13 protein-coding genes and 1 pseudogene are annotated in these 18,452 nt (G+C 42.0%); 7 read left to right on the forward strand and 7 right to left on the reverse strand.

The window, feature by feature from the left end; all coding sequences use genetic code 11:
• Positions 1-158 precede the first annotated feature (158 nt).
• The 6 genes and pseudogenes from HMPREF9447_RS24870 to HMPREF9447_RS24895 all read left to right on the forward strand — a co-directional run bounded on the left by HMPREF9447_RS24870 (position 159) and on the right by HMPREF9447_RS24895 (position 8,618).
• Positions 159-1,283: a glycerophosphodiester phosphodiesterase gene (locus tag HMPREF9447_RS24870; protein ID WP_009132424.1), complete on the forward strand. Its 1,125-nt coding sequence runs from the start codon at positions 159-161 to the stop codon at positions 1,281-1,283.
• A 25-nt stretch (positions 1,284-1,308) separates the two neighbouring features.
• Positions 1,309-2,679: an FAD-dependent oxidoreductase gene (locus HMPREF9447_RS24875; protein WP_009132425.1), complete on the forward strand. Its 1,371-nt coding sequence runs from the start codon at positions 1,309-1,311 to the stop codon at positions 2,677-2,679.
• 17 nt (positions 2,680-2,696) lie between these two features.
• Positions 2,697-3,938 (forward strand): ComEC/Rec2 family competence protein, encoded by a 1,242-nt coding sequence (locus tag HMPREF9447_RS24880; RefSeq protein ID WP_009132426.1) that lies wholly within the window; start codon positions 2,697-2,699, stop codon positions 3,936-3,938.
• A 19-nt stretch (positions 3,939-3,957) separates the two neighbouring features.
• Positions 3,958-5,496, forward strand: a complete 1,539-nt coding sequence (locus HMPREF9447_RS24885; protein ID WP_009132427.1) for a sodium:solute symporter family transporter — start codon at positions 3,958-3,960, stop codon at positions 5,494-5,496.
• Positions 5,497-5,504: 8 nt separating this feature from the next.
• Positions 5,505-6,929: pseudogene (locus tag HMPREF9447_RS24890) on the forward strand (sialate O-acetylesterase); the annotation flags it as partial.
• Positions 6,930-6,944: 15 nt separating this feature from the next.
• The gene (locus HMPREF9447_RS24895) at positions 6,945-8,618 is read left to right on the forward strand and encodes a sulfatase (protein WP_009132429.1); all 1,674 of its coding nucleotides are present in this window, start codon (positions 6,945-6,947) and stop codon (positions 8,616-8,618) included.
• Between the two features lie 65 nt (positions 8,619-8,683).
• Here HMPREF9447_RS24895 and HMPREF9447_RS24900 read toward each other — a convergent pair whose 3' ends face one another.
• From HMPREF9447_RS24900 to HMPREF9447_RS28860, 7 genes are all read right to left on the reverse strand, one after another.
• Entirely contained in the window at positions 8,684-10,330 is a 1,647-nt protein-coding gene (locus HMPREF9447_RS24900; protein ID WP_009132430.1) for an AMP-binding protein, read from the reverse strand.
• Positions 10,331-10,435: 105 nt separating this feature from the next.
• On the reverse strand, positions 10,436-11,011 hold the full coding sequence (locus HMPREF9447_RS24905) for a helix-turn-helix domain-containing protein (protein ID WP_009132431.1): 576 nt from the start codon (positions 11,009-11,011) through the stop codon (positions 10,436-10,438).
• 306 nt (positions 11,012-11,317) lie between these two features.
• Positions 11,318-11,800, reverse strand: coding sequence for a hypothetical protein (locus tag HMPREF9447_RS24910; protein ID WP_009132432.1), 483 nt, complete (start codon positions 11,798-11,800; stop codon positions 11,318-11,320).
• A 19-nt stretch (positions 11,801-11,819) separates the two neighbouring features.
• The gene (locus tag HMPREF9447_RS24915) at positions 11,820-14,027 is read right to left on the reverse strand and encodes a peptidase domain-containing ABC transporter (protein WP_009132433.1); all 2,208 of its coding nucleotides are present in this window, start codon (positions 14,025-14,027) and stop codon (positions 11,820-11,822) included.
• A 15-nt stretch (positions 14,028-14,042) separates the two neighbouring features.
• Positions 14,043-16,391 (reverse strand): outer membrane beta-barrel protein, encoded by a 2,349-nt coding sequence (locus HMPREF9447_RS24920; protein WP_009132434.1) that lies wholly within the window; start codon positions 16,389-16,391, stop codon positions 14,043-14,045.
• 80 nt (positions 16,392-16,471) lie between these two features.
• On the reverse strand, positions 16,472-16,645 hold the full coding sequence (locus HMPREF9447_RS28960) for a hypothetical protein (protein ID WP_009132435.1): 174 nt from the start codon (positions 16,643-16,645) through the stop codon (positions 16,472-16,474).
• Between the two features lie 152 nt (positions 16,646-16,797).
• Entirely contained in the window at positions 16,798-16,941 is a 144-nt protein-coding gene (locus HMPREF9447_RS28860; protein ID WP_167549137.1) for a hypothetical protein, read from the reverse strand.
• Positions 16,942-17,130: 189 nt separating this feature from the next.
• Between HMPREF9447_RS28860 and HMPREF9447_RS24925 the strand changes: the two genes are divergently transcribed.
• A complete protein-coding gene (locus HMPREF9447_RS24925) occupies positions 17,131-18,450 on the forward strand; it encodes a sensor histidine kinase (RefSeq protein ID WP_244267666.1) in 1,320 nt (439 codons plus the stop codon).
• Positions 18,451-18,452 lie beyond the last annotated feature (2 nt).

The raw sequence follows: 18,452 nt of genomic DNA on the forward strand, positions 1-18,452 counted from the left end.
AAAGAAAGATATAAGTAGCAGATCTACTGGTGATGTGGAAAGATGTCTGGGTTCTGCTACTTATCTTATTTAAAAATTATTTCGGATTAGTTTCATAAAGGGATAATAAATTCAAAGCCATTTTTTTACTATTTTGGGGTAAATAATGTATGTTAGCAATGAGGAAATTCGTTTTTTTCTGTTTTATAATTTGTAGTTGGATAACGGGATTACATGCTCAGCGTGTCTTTATTGCCCATCGCGGTGTCAACATGCATAGCACAATTGCTGGAGAGAACTCTCTGGAGGCTATCTCACTAGCCAAACGTGCCGGTTTTCAAGCTATTGAGACTGATGTACGTCTGTCTGCTGATGGATGTCTGGTAGTGATGCATGACAGTACATTAAATCGCACCTGCCTGAATGTCGATGGAACAACTCTCTCTGCCCAGATTCCAGTTAGCACAAAGACGCTTATGGAATTGAAACAGGATTTTATATTGAAGGCCGATAACCCGGAAGTAAGAAGTAGGATTCCTACATTAAGGGAATTCTTAACTGAATGTAAACGGAACGGGCTTTATACATTTATTGAACCTAAACTGATTGATGAAACTGGTCGGCACTATAAAGATATAATTATCCTTGCAAATGAGGTGTTGGGAAAGGGGAATTACGTCATCACTTCCAACAATTGTGCTAATGAGATTATCCGAAGTCTTGGAATTAACGATGTCCGGCTAATGGGAGTTTTATATCAGACTACTTTTGAAAAGATACAGAATCAAGGAGATTGTATCATGGCTATCAGTGCTTCACGGTTTGATGAGAATGAATATGATCATTATGTTGCTTTGGCTAAAGCGAATAGCCTTATGAGAGAATCACATGCTGACAAGTTCATGCATTTTAATAAAATTAATCGCAATGATATTAATTACATTTCTACTGATCTGTTGGCTCCTGACCTAAACGGTCAGGGAATCCTTTTGGTTGGTAAATATGAAATTAAGGATTTTATTTGCCCAACCATAACTATGGCTGGGAGTATATTACTAAAAAAAGAGCAAACGGTAGTACTCAACGAGCCATTGCCTTGCGTAACCTTTGGTGGAATCTATTTAGAGTTTGAACTGAAAGGACACGCTGAAATTAAGTTGGGAAATCAGATTTTTAATGTGAAGACCGGAAATATAGGTAAGCATCAGGTTCTTATAAATAATGCTTCTCCGGCATTTGAGGTCAAATCACTTTCTGATGAATTAGAGATTAAGCGACTAACATTGAAAATCGTACAATATTAAAAACAATATTATAACATATATCATCATGGAATCAATGAAAACGTATACAGAGAAAGAAAAGCAAATTGAAGTCATCAATAATGTTGATGTTTTGGTTATTGGCGGTGGCCCTGCCGGCATTGGTGCTGCTGTTGGTGCTGCTAAGACCGGAGTTTCAGTTATGCTTGTTGAGGCGATGAGCTCGTTTGGTGGCATGTGGACCAATGGATTGGTAATCACATTGGCAGGGTTCAATAGTTGGTTGCGTCCTTACCGTCGTTGTGTGGATGGTGTCATGGGTGAATGGATTGAGATGGCCGAAGAGAGGGGAGGAGTTGAAAATAACCATAGTTGGGTATTGAGTTCTGATCCTGAGATTATGAAACTGACTGCCGATGAGTTACTATTGAAATATCAGGTTAAATGCCTGTTGCATACTTGGATGGCTGATGCTATTGTTGAAGATAATAAAGTGAAGGGTGTCATCGTTGAGAATGTAGATGGGCGGAAGGCAATTATGGCTAAGATCGTAGTAGATTGTACCGGAAATGGTGATGTCATAGCACGTGCCGGAGCCGAATTTAATATATCATCAGAACTCCAGCCCATGACATTACCTTTCTTCCTGGCGGAGGTGGAACCTCAGGGTAATGTGGACTATGAAGATGAATTGACAATACCGTTTGGCCCCGAGTCCGGCTTCTTAGGGAAAGAATTGCTAACCGAATATACCTCGCGAAGGAGAGATGTCGGAATTGACCGTGAGATGCTCAGCAATGCCTGTGAAGCAGGTGAACTTCCTTTCTTTGGTGGTCCTTGGTTTGGTGGTTTAAGAAAAAACTATCCTTGGGTCAATACTACACGTGTTTATGGATCAGCTGTTAATGCAAGCGAGTTGACCACAGCCGAAATGGAGGCACGCAACAATGCTCATCGTATAGTCAACTATTATAGGAAACACTGTAAAGGTTTTGAGAACAGTTGGATCATGAATACGTCGGCTACCATTGGCGTTCGCGAAACCCGTCGGCTCGATGGGGTTTACACCATGACCAAAAATGATATTGTATCCAACCGCAAGTTTGAGGACTCAATAGCATTGGGCGTTTGGCCCATTGATGTGCATCCTCCTAAAAATCAAAACGGCATGCATGACATGTATGTACCCCTCCCATTCCAAATACCTTATCGCAGTTTGTTACCAGTAAGGATTGATAACCTGCTGGTTGCTGGTCGTTGTATCTCAGTTGATCGTGAAGCTCTCGGAACCGTCAGGGTAGGGGCTACTTGCGGTGCTACAGGACATGCTGCTGGTGTGGCGGCAGCTTTGGCAACGCAAACGGGAAGCACTCCCCGTAATCTCTCTTACGAAGAGGTTCGGAAAGAAATTTTGAATCAAAAGGCTATTATTGAATAAAGTAACAGGAAAATACTATGAATATTCTATTTAAAATACTGGTTATAACATTGTTAGCCCTCTTCCCAATGACCACTTGGGCTCAGGAAGTGAAAGTAGGCAAGACATTACCTGCATGGAAAGAAGGTTATCTTGATATTCATGCCATCAACACAGGACAAGGTGAGTGTACTTTCTTTATATTACCCGACGGCACTACGATGTTGGTCGATGCCGGTGAAATTAGAGAAAAAGCACCTAATATTGTACCACAGAAGCCTAATGAAGAAACTTCCCCTCATGAAACCTATGCGAAATACATTACGCATTTCATGAAGGGAATCCAGCATAAAGCAGTTGACTATATGCTTCTAACTCACTTTCATATCGACCACATGGGCGAAATTTATAAAGGATGTAAGTGGGCAGAGAATAAGGCTTACCAGTTAACCGGTATACCTGGTGTTGGTGACCGTATTCCTTTTAGGAAAGCTATTGACCGTGGCTGGCCGGATTATAGCTATCCTATAGCACCTGTAAGTAAGGCATTCCCGAACTATTTGAATTTCATAAAATGGCAGAAGGAAAAGAACGGCATGGAGATTGAGCAATTCAGGGTTGGTAAGAAAGACCAGCTTGTGCTTGTTCATAATGCTGCTAAATATCCCACTTTTGAAATTCGTAACATAGCGGCCAACGGACATGTATGGACGGGTGTTGAAGATGTTGAACGCAACTATTTCATTCCCACTGAGCAGCTGTCCAAAAATGAATGGCCGGATGAAAACCAGTGTTCCATTGCTTTTCGTGTTTCTTATGGTAAGTTTGATTACTTCACCGGTGCAGACTTGCCTGCTGTAACTAATTTGGATTGGCAGAATCTGGAGTTGCCGGTTGGCTCGGTGACCGGTCCAGTCGAAGCATGCAAGAGTAACCATCACATGAATTACGATGCAATGGGCGTTACGCTTCTCAAAGCTCTTCGGCCCCAGGTCGTTATCATTCATAATCGCAAAGCACAGCAGCCGGATATTGAAGTGTTGCGTCGTATTCTTTCTGCGACAAAGGCTTATCCTGGAAAGAAAGATATTTTCTCAACCAACTTCCATCCTGCGACAACGTTTGTTGCCTATCCTAATACCGAGCACATGGCTGCCAAACAGGGACATATTGTGATTCGCGTACAACCCGGAGGTAATGAGTTCTATGTTTATGCCCTCGATGATGCAGGAGACAACTATGCTGTGACCTCCATTCATGGACCTTATATATGTAAATAATACGCTAAAACCTGATATTATGCAATTATTAGATTGGATTATAGTAATTCTATTTCTGGGAGCCTTGACAACGATAGGATTCCTCTTCTCTCGTAAAAATAAAAATGTTGAAGATTATTTCCTTGGCGGACGAAGTATGCCGACGTGGTTGGTAGCCTTTGCTGCAGTTGGAACATCAATTAGTGCCGGTACATTTGTCGGCGCACCTCAGATTGCTTTCGACGGTAACTTTACTTATATCATGCTTAGCGTTGGGGCGATAGTTGGTGGTTTGATGGCAGCTTATATTATTTTACCTGCTCTCTATAAAGCTAATACAATTACCATTTATGGTTATCTGGGTAATCGTTTTGGCGATGGTGCCAAAACGGCAACTAGCATCATGTTCTTGTTGGGACAATTACTCACGTCAGGTTCGCGTCTGTTCATTGCTGCCATTGCAGTGTCTGTGATGCTTTATAATGATATATTGTTTCCTAATCTGATTGCTTCAATTGTGATTCTTGGCATTATTAGTACAATCTATACGATGGCTGGAGGCATAAAAGGGTTGATCTACATTGATACGATTCAAATTCTGCTCGTAATCGGTACTGGTCTGATTGCCATTTATCTGCTTTTTAGCGCAATCCCGTTATCATTGGGCGAGATCGTCAATGTGCTTGAAAATACGGAGTCTGGTAATAAACTACAGGTGATTGACACGAGGTTTTCACTGACTGAACCCTATAATCTGATTGGGGCTCTCTTTGCCTGCGCCATCTTTAAATTTGCACAATATAGTACGGATCAGGAATTTGTACAACGTCAGCTGACTTGTAAGTCTGTGAAAAAGGCAGCAAGCTCACTTGTATATTCCCAGATAATCTCTCTTCCTGTTGTTGTGATTTTTATGATCATCGGCTCGCTGCTGTATGTATTCTATTCACGCCCAGAGCTGCTTGGTGCAGCCGCACCCAGTGACCTGTTGAATGATAGTCGCCAAGTGTTTCCGCAATATATGTTCAACCACATGCCAACGGGTATTCTTGGTCTGATGGTGGTGGGGCTGCTTGCTGCTGCATTGTCAAGCTTTAACTCGGCTATCAACTCAATGACCAGTAGCTTGTTTTCCGATCTTTATCTTCCCTGGAGACAAAAACGCGATAAAGGTACTGTGAAAATTAAATCAGAGTTGAAGGAGTCACGCTTTCTTGTGATCATTATGGGGATTGTATTGACGGGTTTTGCTATTATTGCTGCTTTGATGCAAGAAGCAGGCGATCAATCATTAGTTGATTTTGCGCTTGGTATCATGAGTTTCTCTTATGCCGGTATGTTGGGTATATTCCTTTGTGCCGTTTTGACTCGTCGTGGCAACGTTTACAGTGTGGTAGCTGCGTTGATTACTGGATGTCTGGTAGTTTTACTTCTTCAACCCGGCATTTTAAGTTACTGGAGTACACTCTTATTCGGTGTAACTCTCAAACTTGCCTGGCCTTGGTGGGTCGTTGTTGGTGGTAGTATCAGTTTCCTTGTTTGTTGTATTGGAAAGAAAAAAGAATTGGTTACCAAATGAATAGAATAATGAAAAAACAATGGGTATTGTTGGTGGTGTTGGCGATTATTGCTTGTAATCCTGTGGTGGCTAAGGTAACACTTCCCGCTATCATTTCTGATAATATGGTCTTGCAACAAGATGCCAGAGTCAATATCTGGGGTAAGGCAGAACCGGGTGAAACCATAACTATTAAACCTTCATGGGCTACCAAAGCCATGACTACGATTGCTTCCGGCGATGGCAAATGGACTGTAAAATTGAAAACACCCCGTGCGACAATGAAAAAACACTCGATTACCGTTAGCGGGGAGAATACTATAACGGTCAGCAATATCTTGATTGGCGAAGTGTGGCTTTGCGGTGGGCAAAGTAATATGCTTTTCCCGGTTGGTAAACAAGAGGATGTGAAGTGGCAAACCGGTATGGAAGAGGCCGAAAAAGAACTACAGGACGCAAATTATCCTGAAATTCGTTTCTTCACCGTGCCTTATTGTCTGGCACCTGATGGCGAACGTGATGATTGTGAAGGGAAGTGGCTTGTTTGTACTGCGGAAAGTACTTACAACTTCTCAGCAGTGGGGTTTGTTTTCGGACGTCGTCTTTTCAACGAACTCCATACTCCTGTCGGACTCATTCTTTCGGCTAAAGGTGATACGCATGTAGAATCATGGACTAAGATGGATGTGATGAAAAATAATCCACTTTATACGGATGTATTCGATGAGTTTGGAGTAGAGAACGTGAAACAGAATAAACTTTATAAAGTTCCATCCACGTTGTGGAACGGTATGATTAAACCGATTTTGGGTTACACCGTCAAGGGTACTATTTGGTATCAAGGTGAAGCCAATGCTATGCGCCATGCGCAATATCAGCAGGTATTTACTAATATGATTAATAGTTGGCGTAAAGAATGGGAGCAACCGGATATGCCCTTTTACTTCGTTCAGATTGCGCCCTTCAAAGATCAACCCGCCGGTATCCGGGAAGCTCAGCTTCAAACATGGCAGGGTGGGTTGAAGAATTTGGGTATGGTCGTTACCACTGACGTTGGCGATTCGCTTGATATTCATCCCCGCAACAAGCGTGTTCCGGGAGAACGATTAGCTTTGTGGGCGTTGGCTAAACAATATGGCAAGAATATAGTGTATTCCGGTCCACTGTTTAAGTCAATGAAATTATCGGGAAACAAACTTATCTTGAGTTTTGATTATGCAGACAACGGTTTAATGACACCTAACAATGAACTCGTGAAAGGTTTCTACATAGCCGGTGCCGATCAGCAGTTCTATCCTTCAAAGGCAATCATCAACGGTAGCTGTATTGAAGTTTTCTCTTCTCAGGTACAGGAGCCCGTGGCGGTGCGTTATGCATTTGCGAATTTCTTTCGTGCGAATCTTTATAATAAGGAAGGGTTACCAGCTACCCCGTTCCGTAGTGACTCATGGTCTAAAAAATAAATGCATATGAAAATCAATAAATCAATATACAGTCTGGCGTTGGCTGCTCCCTTCGCTCTCTTTCAGAGTGTCTATGCCGGACAGCGGCCTAATATCGTTTTCTTTTTAGTAGATGATTTTGGGTGGACAGAATCCTCTCTGTCTTTCGGCGAAGAAACTTACCCCAATAACTTGCGTTTCAAAACGCCCAATATGGAGCGTCTCTCCCAAAAGGGTACTATGATGACAAATGCTTATGCTTGTCCGGTTTCAACGCCCACACGTGCATCTTTAATGACAGGTATGAACCCTGCCCACATGAAGATTACATCGTTCATTTCACTTTATAAGGATGTTGTTCCGGATGCAATTGGCGGTCATCCTGGTGCCACCAATGAGAATTTTGGTGATATTTTTGCTCATCCGGAGTGGAATTATAATGCTTTCTGTCCTGTTTCTCTTGAACCGCAACGTGAAACATATGGTCTCAATCATACTCTCTATGCAACTCCTATGGTTGAAATTCTACGTGATGCCGGCTATCACACCATTCATGTAGGTAAGGCACATTGGGGACCTGCGGGAACACCCGGTTCAAATCCTTATAATATGGGCTTTGTGGTTAACATTGCCGGTTCGAGCAATGGCCATCCCAAAAGCTATCTTCCAGAAGATAATTTTGGTAACTTGCCGGGCAAGGGGGATTATGGTTCGGTACAGAATATGTCACAATATTATGGCACTGATGTACACTTAACTGAAGCTATGACCCGTGAAGCACTCAAAACGCTTGAAAATCCCATCAGACAAAAGATTCCTTTCTATCTCTATTTTTCTCATTATTCTAATCATACTCCCATTCAACGTGATAAACGTTATATTCAGCCCTATCTTGATGCCGGAATGGATGAAGGTCAGGCGCGCTATGCTTCCATGGTCGAAGGTATGGATAAAAGTTTGGGAGATGTACTTGATTTCCTCGAAACTAAGGGGGTGGCCGACAATACTATTATCATCTTCTACTCCGACAATGGAGGACATAGCGTTGGGAATGAGAAGGGTGGGGAACCTCACACTCAGAACCTTCCGTTACGTGAAGGGAAAGGATCGGTTTATGAAGGTGGTATTCGTGTTCCTATGCTCTTTTGCTGGCCTGGCAAGGTTAGTGCCGGAACGCGCATCAATACACCTGTTTCAACGGAGGATATGTTCCCCACAATCCTTGAAATGGCAGGAGTGAAGAAATACGAAACTGTTCAGAAACGGGATGGCCGGAGTTTGGTGAAGCTAATTCAGAAAGGTTCCCGATATGTGGCTAAAGCTCAGAAACGTGGAGAAATTACCAATCAACGCGAGGCTAATGCCATTGTTATTCCCGAAGCTATTTCAGACATTGACCCTGAACGTGGCATCATCTTCCATTTTCCTCATCAGCTTCGTTTTGAGGATCAGGATGACATCGACTTCATGAGTGCCATCCGCAAAGGCGATTGGAAACTGGTCTACCGTATGCATACTGCCGAACTTGAACTCTATAATCTTCGTGAAGATATTGGTGAGCGTAACAATATGGCTGTTCAGTATCCGGAAATAGTCAAGGAAATGGCAAAAGAACTCGGCACCCGTCTTCGTGGTTGGGATGCTCCAATGCCTACCGTGAGGGCAACAGGACAAAAGGTTCCTATGCCTGATGAATTATAATGTGTGGTGGATTAAGCATAAAAAAGGCTGCCTGATTAAGTTGCAGCCTGTTTTATGCTTAATTTTTAAATGATTTCAATTCCCTGTTCTTTGCAGAGTTGTAATCCCACATCTTTCAGTTTGAACTTTTGTATCTTGCCGCTACCCGTCATGGGGAATTCATCAATAAAGAATACGTATTTCGGTATCTTGTAGCGTGAAATCTTGCCTGTGCAGAAGTCGCGCACATCCGATTCATGTAAATCCACGCCTTCCTTCAGGATGATGAAGGCACCTACTTCTTCACCGTATTTCTTCGATGGAATGCCTGCCACCTGCACGTCTTTCACGCCCTCCAACTTGTAGAGGAACTCCTCGATTTCACGTGGATAAATATTCTCACCACCACGGATAATCATATCCTTGATACGCCCGGTGATGCGGTAATTGCCGTCCTCATCCTTTATGCCGAGGTCTCCGGAGTGGAGGAAACCATTTTTATCGATCACTTCGGCGGTAGCCTGCGGGTTCTTGTAGTATCCCTTCATATTGTTATATCCCCGGTTGCACATTTCACCTTGCACGCCTACCGGACATTCCTCACCAGTTTCGGGGTCGATAACCCTAACTTCTGTGTGCTCAAAATCATGTCCTACGGTGTTGCAGCGTACATCAAACGGGTCATCAATGCGCGAAGCCGTCATGCCCGGCGAAGTTTCGGTCAGGCCGTATACACTTGTTACCTTCATGTACATCTTCTCTTCCACCTGCTTCATCAGTTCCACAGGACAGAGCGAACCTGCCATGATGCCGGTGCGCAGGCTGGACATATCGAACATGTCGAACATCGGATGGTGCAACTCGGCAATAAACATAGTGGGTACACCGTACAGAGCCGTGCAACGTTCCTTATGAATGGAAGCGAGCACTACCAGCGGATTAAACCGTTCTACCATAACTTCCGTGCAGCCATGCGTCAGACAATTCATTGTGGCAAGCACCACGCCGAAGCAGTGAAACAAGGGTACGCAAACACAAAGTTTGTCATCAGCGGTGAACTTCATGTGCTCTCCCGTCAGATAACCATTGTTGGCGATGTTGTAGTGGGTGAGCATAACGCCTTTCGGAAAGCCTGTAGTTCCCGATGTATATTGCATGTTCACCACATCGTGGCAGGTCACCTGGCTTTTTAGAGTATCCAGTTGTTCGTCTTCCACATTATTGCCCAGCAAAAGAATTTCAGCCGTATTGTACATACCGCGATGTTTCTCTTGTCCTACGTAAACAACATTGCGCATGTGCGGGAAACGCTTGCTCTTTAAATGACCGCGTTCGCATGTCTTCAGTTCCGGCAACATGGTGTAGGTCATTTGTACGAAGTCGCTGTCCTTTTCGCCATTTACGATGCAAAGGGTGTGCATATCCGAGTTCTCGCACAGATATTCCAGTTCGGCTTGCTTATAGTTGGTATTTACAGTAACATAGACGGCACCAATTTTAGCGCAGGCATACAACAGTGTAAGCCAGTCGGGCACATTGGCAGCCCATATACCTACATGAGTTCCGCGTCCTACACCAATGGAGATTAGTCCTTTTGCCATGTCGTCCACCCGTCGGTTGAACTGGCTCCAGGTAAAGCGCAGGTTACGGTCGGAATAAACAATATATTCTTTATCGGGCGTAGTTTCTGCCCAGTGCTCCAACCATTGGCCGAGCGTTCTTTCGTATAACATGAAAATAGTGATTAGTTGTTTAGTGATAAGTGATTAGTATCGGGATGATTTGTAGAAGATTAGTGATAGGCAATGTGCTTATCACTAATCACTAATCGTTTATCACTAAATCGGTGTATAGATTACTGCAAGAATTTTGGCTGCCTGTCCTTCGTAGGCATGTACATGGTGCGGAACGATGGAGTCATAATAGATGCTGTCTCCTTCCTCAAGCAAGTATGTATTTTTGCCGTAGCTGATTTCCATGATACCTTCCATGACCATGATGAATTCTTCTCCTTCGTGAGAAGAGAGCACGAAGTCGCTGTCTTCCGTGGCAGCTACGTCAATGATAAACGGCTCCATGTGGCGGTCTGCTTTCGACTTGGACAAGGAGTGGTATTCCATGTGCTTGCGGCTCTGGATAGCATTGTTGGAGAAACTGATTGTGTCTTTAGCCTCCGTTTTGCGGCAGATGGCCGGACCGGTTTCATCCTGGTCGTCGAGGAATGTACCTAGTCGCACACCCAGCACGCGGGCTATCTTGATGAGCGGGGCCAATGAAGGCAGGTCGATGTTGTTTTCAATGCGTTCAATCTGTTCTACGGCTAAACCGGAACGTTCGGCCAATTGCTCAATACTGATTGACTGGCTTTCACGGAGTGACTTGATTTTTTCTCCGACAATCTTGCTTGTATCCATAATTGATAATGTTTTTCGCCTATTAGGTTATAAATTGTATTGTTAAACTGCAAAAATAAAACAAACTTTTACTTGGTGCAACAATACACGGAGAAAAGTTTCGTGTCCGGATTAAAAGTGGCTGTACATATCTTCTGTTTATGTTCTGTTCCATTTCTCTTTGGGACTGTACTTCCTTCGCGTCTCCTTCGCTTCTATAGGAGGACGAAGAGAGCGAAGGGGGTACGAGGAGGGTGCGAAGGAGATGCGAAGAGGGTACGAAGCGGATGTAATTGTCCTGTTTGTCGGATTTTCAGGAAATTGCTGTTATTTGTTTAATATATATTGCAGGATGCTCTTATCGGAGATCAGGATGAAAGCAAATCCGTCCATGTCTTTCTTTATGGTATAACGAAAAGGAGATCTTATCCTCAATGCTGCACGGAAATAGTGTTTACCGTTCATGATGATTACGCTGTCTCCGGTTTCTGTGATTCTTCCATCCCTGTAACCGAATGTGTTGGCTCTGTAGCCATCCATTTCTATCTGCATCTGCATGCCTTTTTTTATTTTTGTGATGTAGCGGTAGGGGATAAGCGCTTCCGCAATAATATCGTCGTAGTCTACAGCTGTTACGTTCACATTGGCTTTTATATTTTCCGGATACGGAATGAAAGAGGCGGCTAATACTAATAAAAGAAGAATGACGGCTATGAAACCAGTTCCTCCTCTTACTAATTCAGGGGGAACTTTCCCGATGATATTCCGTACTTTTTCACTGCGCAGTTCTATATTCTCATAATCTGTCATAGTACATCCTCCTGTTGTTTTAATTGCCTAATTCAAGTTGATTCTTCACTAAGTTGTAGTATGCGCCACGCTTTTCTATCAGTGAACTATGATTCCCTGTCTCTATGATTCTTCCTTTATCCAGCACAATAATCTGGTCGGCATGCTTCACTGTGCTGAGGCGATGTGCCACGACTATTACGGTTCTTCCCTGATAGAAGTCGTACAGATTCTCAACGATGACCCGTTCATTCTCTGCATCGAGTGCATTTGTGGCTTCATCCAGGAAGATGTATTCCGGACTTTTATAGATGGCCCTGGCTATCAGGATGCGCTGTTTTTGCCCTTGGCTTAGTCCTATGCCATCTTGCCCTATCAATGTACTGTATCTTAAGGGCAAGCCCATGATGTAACTTTTTATATTGGCGAGCTCAACGGCACGCAACAGTCTGTTTCCGTCTATCTCTTCGTCATCTACCGCTATGTTCCGGGCAATGGATTCGGAGAAGATGATTCCCTCCTGCATCACTACGCCACATTGGCGACGCCACCATTTGAGGTTGATGTCATTGATGTTTGTATCTCCTATTTTTAGATCTCCGCTCAAAGCAGGATAGTAGCCTAATAACAACTTGATGAGTGTTGTTTTGCCGCTTCCTGATGCTCCGACGATGGCTGTTGTTTTTCCTTGGGGGATTGTCAGATTTATGTTATCAATTGTTTTCTGCAGATTATGGGGGTCGTATTTAAAGTCAACGTTTTCAAATTTCAGGTCTCCACTTTTATCCGCCAACGCAGTCAGTTGCTTGCCGTTGCTTTCCTCATTCTTCATTTTGTGAATTTCATTGATGCGCTCCAGACTTATCTTGACATCTTGCAGTGAATAGAGGAACTTCATCAATTGTTCTACGGGGCTGTTGAGTTGCCCGATGATGTATTGCACGGCAAGCATCATACCCAGTGTCATGCTTCCATGTATGACGGCTGTGGCGGCTACAACGGTAATAACAATATTTTTCACTTCATTGATGAAGATGCTGCCCGCCTCTTGTGTTTGTTGCAGTTTCAGACTTTTCATCTGTGCGCCGAAGAGGTCGGCCTGCACATCCTCCCATTCCCAGCGGCGGCGTTGTTCGCAGTCTTGCAGTTTTATCTCTTGCATGGAGGTGATGAACTGGTAGGTCTTGTTGTTATTTATGGCTTGTTTTTCAAATAGTTCGTAGTCCAGCACTTTGCGGCGGCGGAGGAAAGTGGCAATCCAGACTCCATAAAGGATGCTTCCTAATAAAAAGACGGCAAAGATTACAGTGTTGTAGCAAAGCAGTACGATACCGAAAATTACAAAACTCAGCAATGAGAACATCACGGAGAGCGTCTGCGTGGTGAGAAACTGTTCCACGCGTTTGTGGTCGCCCATGCGCTGCAAGAGGTCACCCATTAGTTTGGTGTCAAAAAAGGACATGGGGAGCTTTAGTAGTTTGATGAAGAAATCGCTCACCAGCGAGATATTGATGCGCATGCTGATGTGCAGCAATATCCAGCGGCGGATGAAATCGACTGTGGTGCGGCTGATGGTCAATACTAACTGTCCCAGCAGTATCAGCCAGATGAATTTGAGGTTCTGGTGGGTGATACCTACATCGACAATGGCTTGTGTGAGGAAAGGTAGGATGAGCTGTAGCAGACACCCTACTAATAGGCCAAGGATAATTTGTCCGAAGTATCGTTTGTATTGCCGGATGTAGCCGAAAAGGAAACTGAAAGAGCGTTTTCTTTCCTGTTGTTCTCCTGTTATATCGCGTTCTTTAAATGCTGGTGTAGGATTCAAGAACATGGCTACACCTTTTTCTTCACCTTTAGACTGGGTGCTGAGCCAGTTGTCTTTGAATTCTTTCTCGGCATAGACTATCTTTCCTTTTCCGGGGTCGGCGATATAGTATAAGGAACCTTTTTTCCGACTTTTTACTTTATAGAGTACGACGAAATGGTTTTGTTTCCAGTGTAGGATACAAGGAAGTTGTACTTTTTGTAATTGCTCCGTCGTAGCACGTCCGCAAAGGGCTTGTAGTCCCAACTTCAATGCAGCTTGGCTGATACCGAGTAGGGAAACTCCTTCGTTGGTGGCAAAGCATAGTTCGGATAGTTGCGTGAAGGTATATTCTCTGCCATAGTATTTACATACCATTTGCAGGCAGGTAATGCCACATTGCATGGAGTCATGCTGTATGGATAGAGGAAATTTAGACACTTTTTATGGGCTTTATCAGTTTACAATTCTATTGATCTCTTCAGCATTAGCTTTATTCTTCTGGAACATGTTTCTGAAACTATTCAGATTATATTTGATAGAGATTGTAATGTTCCGGCTGTCCGGATCTAATATCTTTTGCGACCAGACGTGATTGATGTTAGTGGTTGAGTTGGGCAGAGCCTTGTGCAAAATATCATTGGCTGAAATGATTACCTGAAGTCTGTTATCCTTGAAGAATGTTTTCAATATTCCTAATGTAAGGTCGTAAGCGGGCTTCATTTGAGTACCGAGTGATTGATACTTTGAAGATACATTGAAATTGCAAAAGAGCATGGCTTGTTTACATACATCAAACTGATTGACTGTGGAAAGAGTGAAGCGGGGGTGGAGGTTGCTATCTTTCTTTCCCAGATATGGAAGTTTAGTCACATCGTACATTATAGCACCATTGTAGGAAAAACGATATATACCCCATTTGTCCGAATAGCTGGTTGTCAATAAATAGTAGGAAGCGTTTATATTTACCGGACTATTTACAAGACTGCCTTCTACCTGTGGATTTGTCTGAAATACATACATTGACAGATTCTTTTTGTAGGTATAACTTGCTTCAATGGAGAATTTGCGGTGTAAAATAAGGGCTAGATATGCGTTATGTGAATTCATCAACTTCAACTCAGGGTTTCCTTTCTCATATAGCATGGCATTGATGTAGCGGATGATTGGAGATAGTTGGCTGAAACTCGGGCGGCTACTTTTATTTTCGTATCCTCCTGTTATAATAACATTGGGATTGATTGTGTATTCACAATCTATTGTCGGATATAAATTGAAATCTTTTTTGTTGTATAACTTTTCTCCGTCTTGGTTATAGTCGGAGTTGATATATTCAGCACGAACTCCTGCTGATACATAAAATCTTTTGAACTGATGGTTGAGTGTGACATAACCGGCAAGCATGCCATCTTTCAATATTGTCTTGTTCTTGTAGAAGTAGCTTTCATCGATTGGATTATAGGATTCGGAGCTACCGGAATTGTGGGTATTGACAAATTTCCCGCCTACCTGTAATTCATAACCGGCAAATATATTTCTTTTATAGTCTGCTTTCAGGGCTGCTACCTTGTAGTCGTTGTTTCCGTCAATCCGGTTTAGTTGTGTCTTATCCGTATTTATCAAATTGCTAAGGTCGTCTTTGGAATAAATATATCCACCTGTCAGTGAAAGGGATTCTCCTTCTGCCCCTTTGTGGACAAACATCGCTTCGATATTGTGTAACTGACTCTTGTCTTTTATACTTTGGTCAGTGGCATGAAGAATCGTTTCTTTATTCAATGATGTCTCTTCATCTGTATTTGCATGATTGCGATTATTGTCATAGTCCAATGAATATTGGATGTTAAGGTTGTTTTGGGTATTAAACTTATAGCTGGTACTCATAATTAAATTGTGGGTATCAGAATGTCCGGTAGCACGGTTGTCCGAACTATTATTGCTAATCAAATTGTTTGTAGAGGGGTCATAGAGTTCATATCTGTTTTCTGCTTTGTCTCTGGAGCGGTAATCCTTTATCTGGTAAGAAAGGAAATGTGACCATTTCCCATGCAGAATGTTGATATTAGCTCCTTCTCTGTCATTATATTTGCGGGCAAATGTTGAAGTATGGAAAAGTTGGGAAGACACATAGTCTTTAAGTTTACCGACTGTGGTGATAAGAATGACGCTGTTGTATTGTGAACTGTATTCTGCAGAGGGGTGGTTGTCTACGCTGACTTCTTTAATCTGATCGGGCTGCAGGACTTCCAGTTCGGCGAGCGAGCGTACTTCACGGCCATTCAGTATAATCAATGGAGAACCTTTTCCAATGACAGAAACACCGTTTTCTGATGATATTACGCCCGGAAGAAATGAAAGTACATCGAATATTGTTGCCTGCTTTTTTAGCTCTGACTTATTTACATTCAATATATATTTTCCCTTGTTTACCGATAGTGGGTTTTGCTTCGCTTTGATAATGATTTCATTCAATGTAATATTATCTTGCTTCAGCATTATGTTCTCTAAGTTTATACTCTCCTTTTCATGTACTTGCAGGTTCAATTGATGTGTTTGATATCCAACAGCAGAAACTTTAAGTCTGTAATTTCCTTGTTTAATGTCGCTGAAGTTGAACTGTCCGCTTTCATCACTTATCGTTCCGGCAATCAAGGTGGAATCTTTGGTCTGATATACTGCAATATTTATATATGACAAAGCTTCTTTGTTTTCGTCTATAATTCTTCCTTTTAGTGACTGTGCACTTAGAGAATGAATATTATATAAAAGGAATAAGAGAAGAAGAATAATGTTGTATAATTTCATATTATTGAATATTTAATAAACTAAAGTGTGCAGGAAGTCATAATTCTCCCTGCACATTGTCTAAAATCTATTGAGAGATTTTAGTCATTAGTAACGGTAGTCGTTGTGGTAGTGGTAGTCGTTGTAAGCGTCTTACCCTTATCGTCGGTTACTGTTGTTGTGGTGGTAGTGGTCGTTGTAGTGACTTTACCGCCTTTTACCAATGACATTTCGTCTTCTTTTAGGATTTCGATACCAGATACAAATTGTTCCATGATAATGAAAAATTAGTAGTTTTTGTCTACTCGTTAGCTTTTCGACATTCGCTCCCCATGTTTATACAGTTGAGGCCTGTATTATTTAGCCAGACTATCGCGATTCGTCCGAAAGAATAATCATTGATATGGGGGGATATAAGATTCGTTTATTAGTCATCTTCTTTCTCTAAATCGAAAGCTTCAACATAATACCACTCTCCATTAATGTAAACCCACTCTCCTGATGATTGTTGACCACCTTTTATTAGTGACATCTCATTCCTTGGTAACTTTTCTAATTCCATTGTAATCATATTTGTTTTTTGATGTTGCAAAGTAAATGCCTTTCTTTTAAAGAGTTTATAATAGAAATATAATCATTTTATAATAACTTTCGCATGCTTTGATTATATTTGCATCGAGTTTTGTATTGAATAATGAAAAAGTATTATTATATAACTATTATTGCTGCATTGGCAACTGTTTGTTTACAAACTGTTTATTTGAAAAACTTATATAATCGTTACATTGATGAGTATATAATCAAGATAGATAATGCAGTACATATAGCATTGGATAAGGAGTTGCATTTGCGCTCGCTGAAGAAAGAAGGCAAATCCCCTAAGGAACATCAGTATTTATATGCAAAACCTGTTTCGGATATGTTGCCGGAAGAAACTGACAGCTTAAGAAGGCGGTCGATAGGTGGTGATACTATAAATGTTGATGTTGCGAGGGAGGATGGGATTGGAAATACAGCAGGGGAAATAATTTTTCAATTAGGGCAAGATGTAGCACTAAAAAAAGGCTTTCCTTTAAATCTTCAGGTTTTAGATAGTATATTTGCCAGTGCTTTGAAAGACTCTCCTTGTCATGCAATTCTTTTATATGATAAGCATAAGTTTGTAATCGATTCTATTGGAAGCTTGAATAATGGAAAAACAAATTATGTTTCAGAATTCTATCCGATAGGGACTAAGCGCTTACAGTATTTGCAAGTGAAAGCAGATATTCCGATGGCTTCTTTCATCAAACTACATATTTGGACGCTTGTCTTCTCTGTTTGTTTTATGTTGGTGGCATTATTTTCTCTAATATACCAGTTAATAGTTATACGTCATCAAGAAGAGCTATTGCGTAAGCGCGAGGAAAGTATAAACGGCACGATACATGATTTGAAAGCTCCTCTGAATAGCGTTGTAGCTATGCTTAGTTGGCTTAAGATGAATGAGACAGACTTAAAGAAGAAGGAAAATATAGAAGTTAGTCAGTCGGGAATTAAACATCTGGTATATAATATAGAATCTATGCTGGTGGTGGCAAGAAGAGATCGGAAGAAAATTGTATTGAATAAAACAGAAGTTGATGTTTCGGCTTTGGCTGAACGGGTAAAGAAGGAGCTGGATATACTCTACTGGGGAAAGTCTCATACTATTGAGATCGTTAATGAACTGCCGGAGGGCTTCCATATACCGGCCGACGGGATGTATATAGAGAATGTAATCAGGAATCTGATAGAGAATTCTCTGAAATATTCTGATGAAGGAGTGGCAGTGGCGGTATCATTGTCAATTAAGGAAGGGGTGTTACAGGTTTCCGTAAAGGATAATGGCTGGGGTATTGCACCCTGCTATCAGAAGGACTTGTTCAAACAGTTTTATCAGGTTCCCCGAAATAAGGAATGTACTCAGAAAGGTTATGGTATAGGACTAACGCAAGCAAAATATATAATTAACGAACATGGAGGAGATATAAAGGTAAAGAGTGCTGAGGCGGAAGGCAGCATATTTACGTTTACTATTCCTTTGACCAAAATAAAATAGCG

Source organism: Bacteroides oleiciplenus YIT 12058, from assembly GCF_000315485.1.
Taxonomy (GTDB): Bacteria; Bacteroidota; Bacteroidia; order Bacteroidales; family Bacteroidaceae; genus Bacteroides; species Bacteroides oleiciplenus.